General features: G+C 44.8%; 8 protein-coding genes. 1 reads left to right on the forward strand and 7 read right to left on the reverse strand.

Features of this window, described 5'->3' with window-relative positions:
- Nucleotides 1–14 precede the first annotated feature (14 nt).
- The 7 genes from hscA to trmJ all read right to left on the reverse strand — a co-directional run bounded on the left by hscA (nt 15) and on the right by trmJ (nt 5,929).
- Nucleotides 15–1,865: a Fe-S protein assembly chaperone HscA gene (hscA, locus tag AB4375_RS02195; RefSeq protein WP_017062518.1), complete on the reverse strand. Its 1,851-nt coding sequence runs from the start codon at nt 1,863–1,865 to the stop codon at nt 15–17.
- A 22-nt stretch (nt 1,866–1,887) separates the two neighbouring features.
- The gene (gene hscB / locus AB4375_RS02200) at nt 1,888–2,403 is read right to left on the reverse strand and encodes a co-chaperone HscB (protein ID WP_010440522.1); all 516 of its coding nucleotides are present in this window, start codon (nt 2,401–2,403) and stop codon (nt 1,888–1,890) included.
- Nucleotides 2,404–2,487: 84 nt separating this feature from the next.
- Nucleotides 2,488–2,811 carry an iron-sulfur cluster assembly protein IscA gene (gene iscA, locus AB4375_RS02205; RefSeq protein WP_010440519.1) on the reverse strand — a complete coding sequence of 108 codons (324 nt, stop codon included), beginning with the start codon at nt 2,809–2,811 and terminating at the stop codon, nt 2,488–2,490.
- Nucleotides 2,812–2,909: 98 nt separating this feature from the next.
- Nucleotides 2,910–3,287, reverse strand: a complete 378-nt coding sequence (gene iscU / locus AB4375_RS02210) for a Fe-S cluster assembly scaffold IscU (RefSeq protein ID WP_004735094.1) — start codon at nt 3,285–3,287, stop codon at nt 2,910–2,912.
- Between the two features lie 33 nt (nt 3,288–3,320).
- Nucleotides 3,321–4,535 carry an IscS subfamily cysteine desulfurase gene (locus AB4375_RS02215; RefSeq protein ID WP_010440514.1) on the reverse strand — a complete coding sequence of 405 codons (1,215 nt, stop codon included), beginning with the start codon at nt 4,533–4,535 and terminating at the stop codon, nt 3,321–3,323.
- A gap of 27 nt (nt 4,536–4,562) precedes the next feature.
- Nucleotides 4,563–5,084 carry a Fe-S cluster assembly transcriptional regulator IscR gene (gene iscR, locus AB4375_RS02220; RefSeq protein ID WP_010440512.1) on the reverse strand — a complete coding sequence of 174 codons (522 nt, stop codon included), beginning with the start codon at nt 5,082–5,084 and terminating at the stop codon, nt 4,563–4,565.
- Nucleotides 5,085–5,200: 116 nt separating this feature from the next.
- Nucleotides 5,201–5,929 carry a tRNA (cytosine(32)/uridine(32)-2'-O)-methyltransferase TrmJ gene (trmJ, locus tag AB4375_RS02225; RefSeq protein ID WP_017062835.1) on the reverse strand — a complete coding sequence of 243 codons (729 nt, stop codon included), beginning with the start codon at nt 5,927–5,929 and terminating at the stop codon, nt 5,201–5,203.
- Nucleotides 5,930–6,110: 181 nt separating this feature from the next.
- Here trmJ and suhB point away from each other — a divergent pair, with 181 nt between their 5' ends.
- A complete protein-coding gene (gene suhB / locus AB4375_RS02230) occupies nt 6,111–6,914 on the forward strand; it encodes an inositol-1-monophosphatase (protein WP_017062836.1) in 804 nt (267 codons plus the stop codon).
- Nucleotides 6,915–7,027 lie beyond the last annotated feature (113 nt).

Raw genomic sequence — 7,027 nt, forward strand, 5'->3', positions numbered from 1 at the left:
CTATTCTCTAACTATTAAATATTATCGACTGACTGACCTGACAGTGCAGCACGAATTGATTTATCCATACGACGAGAAGCAAAGTCTTGGCTCGCTTTGTCGGTATTCTTAATTTCTAGTTCAATAGCATCAGCGTTGTCGCCATTACGCACTTCAATCAGTGCTTCAATCGCTTGAACAAGTTGTTGTTTGCCTTGCTCATCAAGTAGCTCGTCACCGTCGGCTTGCATTGCAGCGATAAGGCCTTCGATAACGCGATCCGCTTCTACGCGTTGCTCAGCAAGAGCACGCGCTTGCATGTCTTCTTTTGCAAACGTCATCGAATCTTTCAGCATGCTAGCCACTTCGTTGTCGCTTAGACCGTAAGAAGGCTTAACTTGGATTTCAGCTTGAACGCCAGTGCTCTTCTCCATTGCGGTAACCGATAGCAGGCCATCAGCATCCACTTGGTAAGTAACACGAATATGAGCAGCACCTGCAGTCATCGGCGGGATGCCTTTCAGAGCAAATCGAGCCAGTGAACGACAGTCATCAACCATCTCACGCTCGCCTTGCACGGTGTGTACTGTCATTGCAGTTTGACCGTCTTTGAACGTGGTAAACTCTTGTGCACGAGCAACTGGGATCGTGGTATTACGAGGGATGATCTTTTCGACTAAGCCACCCATGGTTTCGATACCCAGTGACAGAGGGATAACATCCAATAGCAGCATCTCAGAGTCAGGCTTGTTGCCAACTAAGATATCCGCTTGAATCGATGCGCCAATCGCAACCACTTCATCAGGGTTAATACTGGTTAATGGAGTACGACCAAAGAAGCCACCGACCATTTCACGAACAAGTAAGGTACGAGTTGAACCACCTACCATCACGACTTCTAGTACTTCATCCGCGTCAACTTCCGCATCTTTCAGTGCTCGGCGGCACGAAAGCAGCGTTTTCTTAACTAGTGGCTTGATGATCTCTTCGAACTCTTCACGAGTTAAAGAGCCAGACCAACCTAGTGCTTCAACATTAACGCTTTCAGCTTCAGATAAGCCAATCTTCGCTTCTGTTGCTGCGTCTAGAAGAATACGGTTCTGTTCTGCTGTCAGCTCTAACAAGCCCATTTGCTCTTGGAAATGATCCGCAATTAAATGGTCAAAGTCATCGCCGCCTAATGCAGAGTCACCACCGGTTGCTAAAACTTCGAAGACACCTTTAGACAGGCGTAGGATAGAGATATCAAACGTACCACCGCCTAAGTCATAAACAGCGATTACCCCTTCTTTACCTGAATCCAAGCCATAAGCAATCGCAGCTGCAGTGGGTTCATTAAGAAGACGTAACACATGAAGACCAGCAAGTTGCGCTGCGTCTTTGGTACCTGCACGTTGTGCATCATCAAAGTACGCAGGGACGGTAATCACGGCACCAGCCAATTCACCACCTAACGTCGACTCAGCACGTTGACCGAGTGCACGAAGAATATCTGCAGATACTTGAATTGGGTTCTTATTTCCTTGCGCTGTGTTAATCACAGGCAGGCCATTATCACTTTCTTCAAACTGATATGGCAGAGATGGGTATCGCTGTTGAATATCTGACAGTGAACGACCGATTAATCGCTTAACTGAGATAATGGTATTTTTAGGATCAGTTTGTGCATTTACACGCGCTTCATCACCAGTGGTGTACGACTCTGACTGATAGTGAACAACGGAAGGGAGAATACTGCGACCTTGTTGATCAACAAGCGTGCTTGCCTCACCACTGCGCACTGACGCAACCAATGAGTTTGTTGTACCTAAATCAATACCCACTGCAAGCTTGTGCTGGTGAGGAGCGGCGCTTTGCCCTGGTTCTGCAATCTGAAGTAGTGCCATGGATGTGTCCTTGTTATACGAACTAGCCGATCAAACGATCTTCAACTAACTCGATTTCATTCTTTAATTTTGCAATAAACTTAAGCTTTCTTACTCGGTCTGCAGCTTCTAACCAAGCTTCGCTGTCGAGTTCTTGTTGGATAGCGCTTAATTGTTGTTTATACATTTTGCTAACCTTTCCTTCAAATGCAAACAAAGCATCTTCAGGATCAGAACTGTCGGCGATATCTTCCAGCTCTTCACGCAATTCCATTTGCTCCATCAGGAACATAGGATCTTGCATAGTCTGCTGCTCACCACGAATATCCTCACCATGTTGAACTAACAGGTATTCAGCGCGGCTGACTGGATTTTTCAACACCTGGTACGCATCATTGATTTGCGCAGCTTTTTGCACAGCCAGCAAGCGATCTCGCTCAGAAGCCGTGGCAAATTTATCAGGGTGGAATTGGCGTTGCAGATCTCTAAACTGAGAAGAAAGAAGGCTACCATCCAGTTGAAACTGAAGTGGTAGCCCAAATAATTCGAAATGATTCATGTAACGGTGGTCCTAAGTTTAGGCTCTTTACTTAGAGCCTAATTTTATTCTTCGCTCATTATAAACGCTCAACGATTGAGGCGTTTATACATTGAAGCTCTCACCACAACCACATTCGCCTTTCGCGTTAGGGTTGTTGAATTCAAAACCTTCGTTTAGGCCTTCTTTTACGTAATCAAGCTCAGTACCGTCTAGGTAAACTAGGCTCTTTGGATCAATGATGACCTTAACACCTGAATGCTCGAACACTTCGTCTTCTTCGTTGAGCTCGTCAACGAATTCCAGTACATACGCCATACCCGAACAGCCAGTAGTTTTTACCGCTAAGCGCAACCCGATACCTTTACCTCGGTTATCTAGGAAAGCTTGAACTCGGCTTGCTGCCGTATCTGTCATGGTGATGGCCATACTACAACCTTGTGTTTTATATAAATTGAGAACTCAGGGGGAGCACAAAGGGTGCTCCCAAATATTACTTTTTTGAAGTGATTACGTTGTAGAAACGATTAGTGCTTCTTTTTGTAATCCGCAACCGCTGCTTTGATTGCATCTTCAGCAAGAATTGAACAGTGAACTTTCACTGGTGGCAACTCTAGCTCTTCTGCGATTTCAGAGTTTTTGATAGCAGCAGCTTCATCAATACTTTTACCTTTAACCCACTCAGTGACTAGTGAGCTAGAAGCGATTGCGCTACCGCAACCGTAAGTCTTGAATTTTGCGTCTTCAATAATACCTTCTGCAGATACTTTGATTTGCAGTTTCATTACGTCACCACAAGCTGGTGCGCCAACCATGCCGCTACCTACACTTGGATCTTCTTTATCAAACGAACCTACGTTACGTGGGTTTTCGTAGTGATCAATTACTTTTTCGCTATATGCCATGATAGTTACCTCGAATCCTCTATTTCCGTGAGATTAGTGATGAGCCCACTCAACAGTGTTCAAATCAATCCCTTCTTTATACATATCCCATAGAGGAGACATGTCGCGTAATTTATTTACTGCTACACGGATTTGTGCAATCGCGTAGTCGATTTCTTCTTCCGTAGTGAAACGGCCGAATGAAAAACGTACTGAGCTGTGTGCCAGTTCATCGTTTAAGCCAAGAGCGCGTAAAACGTATGAAGGCTCAAGACTCGCTGATGTACATGCAGAACCTGATGATACCGCTAAGTCTTTTAAAGACATAAGCAGAGATTCACCTTCAACGAAAGCAAAGCTCACGTTTAGGTTATGTGGTACACGTTGATCTAAGTCGCCATTTACCGTTACTGCTTCTAGATCTTGAACCCCTTTCAATAGACGCTCGCGAAGTGCTAGTGCGTGGTCATAATCTTTCTGCATGTCTTGTTTAGCGACAGCAAAAGCTTCACCCATACCCACGATTTGGTGAGTAGCAAGCGTACCAGAACGGAAACCACGTTCGTGACCTCCACCGTGCATCTGTGCTTCAAGACGAATACGTGGCTTACGACGAACGTACAAAGCACCAATGCCTTTAGGGCCGTATGCTTTGTGTGCAGAAAGAGAGATAAGGTCAACTTTCATCTCTTTTACATCTAGTGGGATTTTACCCGCAGACTGAGCCGCATCAACGTGGAAGATGATCTTGCGTGAACGACATAATTCGCCGATTGCAGAGATATCTTGGATTACACCAATCTCGTTGTTTACGTGCATGATAGAAACAAGAACCGTATCTTCACGCATTGCTGCTTGTAGCTTGTCTAAATCAATGATGCCGTTTGCTTCAGGCTCAAGGTAAGTCACCTCAAAACCTTCACGCTCTAGTTGGCGACATGGATCAAGAACCGCTTTATGTTCTGTTTTGCACGTGATTACGTGCTTACCTTTCTTCTCGTAAAAGTGCGCTGCACCTTTGATAGCAAGGTTATCTGACTCTGTAGCACCTGACGTAAAAACAATCTCACGTGGGTCTGCATTTAGTAGATCGGCAATTTGCTCACGAGCATTATCTACTGATTCTTCTGCCTGCCAGCCGTAACGGTGTGAACGAGATGCAGGGTTACCGAAGTTACCGTCCATCGTCATGCACTGAACCATTTTTTCAGCAACACGTGGATCGACTGGGCATGTAGCTGAATAGTCAAAGTAAATAGGCAGTTTCATTTTCTACTCCAATGTAAAAACTGACCGCTAAGAGCGGGCATTAACACCGTGAGGTGCTGCACTAATCGTTGTAGTGCTCGTATTTTTATGTGCAAAACCATTATTAACCGCAAGATCGATATCTTGACGATCAGAAATCTCTAAAACTTCGTTATCTTTCATTAGCTCACCGAGCGTAATGTCGTTTAAGAAGCTGCTGATTCGGGAGCTTAAATCACGCCATAAAGTGTGAGTTAAACAACGACTGCCACCTTGGCAATCTGCTCGACCGTGACACTTAGTTGCATCCACTGATTCGTCTACTGCAGCAATTACAGTTCCGACAGCGATGTCGCTCGCTTCAGCACCTAAACGGTAACCACCGCCAGGACCACGAACACTAGCAACTAAGCCAGCTTTACGTAACTTAGAAAATAGCTGTTCTAAGTAAGATAATGAGATGCCCTGTCGCTCTGAAATATCAGCCAGAGGAACTGGGCTTTTTTGCGAATGCAGTGCTACATCTAGCATAGCTGTTACCGCATATCTTCCTTTAGATGTAAGTTTCATATCACACCGTATCCACATTGTTTATGTGGTTGGAATCTTCCCATACCCGACTAAATTGGTCAAGTATTTAGTTGACTATTTTAGTCAGGTATTCACCCTTAACTATTGTATGGGCTTTATTTGTCGTTTTTGCTCTTCTCAATAGAAGTCAAAATACCACGAAGTGTGTTGATTTCTTGCAGTTCTGGACGAGCACGGCTAAATAGGCGACGTAGCTTGTTCATCACCTGCCCCGGCTTATCCTTAGAGATAAATTGGGTATCAATGATCACTTTTTCAAGGTGCTCGTAGAACATTTCTAGTTCTTCGTGACGAGGGTACTCATCTTGTTGCTGTGGCTGATATTGGCTAGCGACCATATCAAGGTGAGCTACACGCACTTCGTAGCTCAGAGTCTGCACTGCCATTGCTAGGTTTAGCGAGCTGTATTCAGGGTTAGCTGGGATACATACATGGAAGTGGCACTTCTGAAGCTCATCGTTAGTCAAGCCAGTACGTTCACGGCCGAACACTAATGCGACTGGGTGCTTTTGACCTTCAATCGCAAACTTTTGTCCACACTCACGAGGCTCAAGCATTGGCCATTCAAGCGTACGTGAACGTGCACTCGAACCAACCACTAAACCACAGTCTTTTACGGCTTCGTCTAATGTAGAAACGATGGTCGCGTTTTCTGCGATGTCACCTGCACCCGCAGCCAGTGCTAAGGTCTGCTCGTCAACTTCACATTGAGGGTCTACAAGAACTAATTGACTCAAACCCATCACTTTCATTGCGCGAGCTGCTGATCCGATATTTCCCGAATGAGACGTACCAACCAGAACGACTTTTACATTGTCTAACATGCTATATGACACCACTTTAAAAATAATCGCGAGATATTAACACATAGCAAAGTAAAATGGTCAGACCCTTCGCGTAATGTGAAACCAAGAGTTCAAAAAATAACCACTTCCCTTTTGGTAAAACTTTGGTATACTCGCCGCCGCTTTAAATTGTTCTTTAACATCTTGTGGGAAAAACCATATGCATCCAATGCTAAACATTGCGATACGCGCTGCGCGTAAAGCTGGCAACCATATTGCTAAATCTCTAGAAACAACTGATAAGATCGAATCGTCTCTAAAAGGTAACAACGATTACGTTACTAACATTGCTCAAGAAGCTGAGTACATGATCATTGAGACAATCAAAGCATCTTACCCAGAGCACAGCATTATTTCTGAAGAGAAAGGCCTGACTGAAGGTAAAGACTCTGATGTACAATGGATCGTTGACCCACTGGATGGCACCAACAACTTTGTAAAAGGTTTCCCTCACTTCTCTGTATCTATCGCTGTTCGCATGAACGGTCGTACAGAAGTTGCTTGTGTTTATGACCCAATGCTAAACGAGCTATTCACAGCTCAACGTGGCGCTGGCGCTCAACTTAACAACGCTCGTATGCGTGTTACTCAACTAAAAGACCTTCAAGGTACTGTTCTAGCGACTGGTTTCCCATTCAAGCAAAAACAACACTCTGAATCTTTCATGAAGATCATCTCTGGTCTATTCATCGACTGTGCTGATTTCCGTCGTACAGGTTCTCCTGCTCTTGACCTATGTTACCTAGCAGCTGGCCGTGTTGATGGTTACCTAGAACTTGGCCTTAAGCCATGGGATCTAGCAGCTGGCGATCTAATCGCTCGTGAAGCTGGTGCTATCATGACTGACTTTGCTGGCGGTACTGATTACATGACTTCTGGTAATGTTGTTGCTTCAAGCGCACGTGGTGTTAAGTCTATTCTTAAGCACGTTCGTGAGAACGCTAACGAAGGTATGCTGAAGTAATTCAGACCTTACGTTAACGCTCCCTATTTTAAGGGCGCATAAAAATTCCAAAGCCTCGCTATATAGCTATAGCGAGGCTTTTTTGTATCTGCGATACGAGATACGAGATACGA

The organism is Vibrio sp. 10N.261.51.C6 (genome assembly GCF_041471785.1).
Lineage (GTDB): Bacteria > Pseudomonadota > Gammaproteobacteria > Enterobacterales > Vibrionaceae > Vibrio > Vibrio crassostreae_C.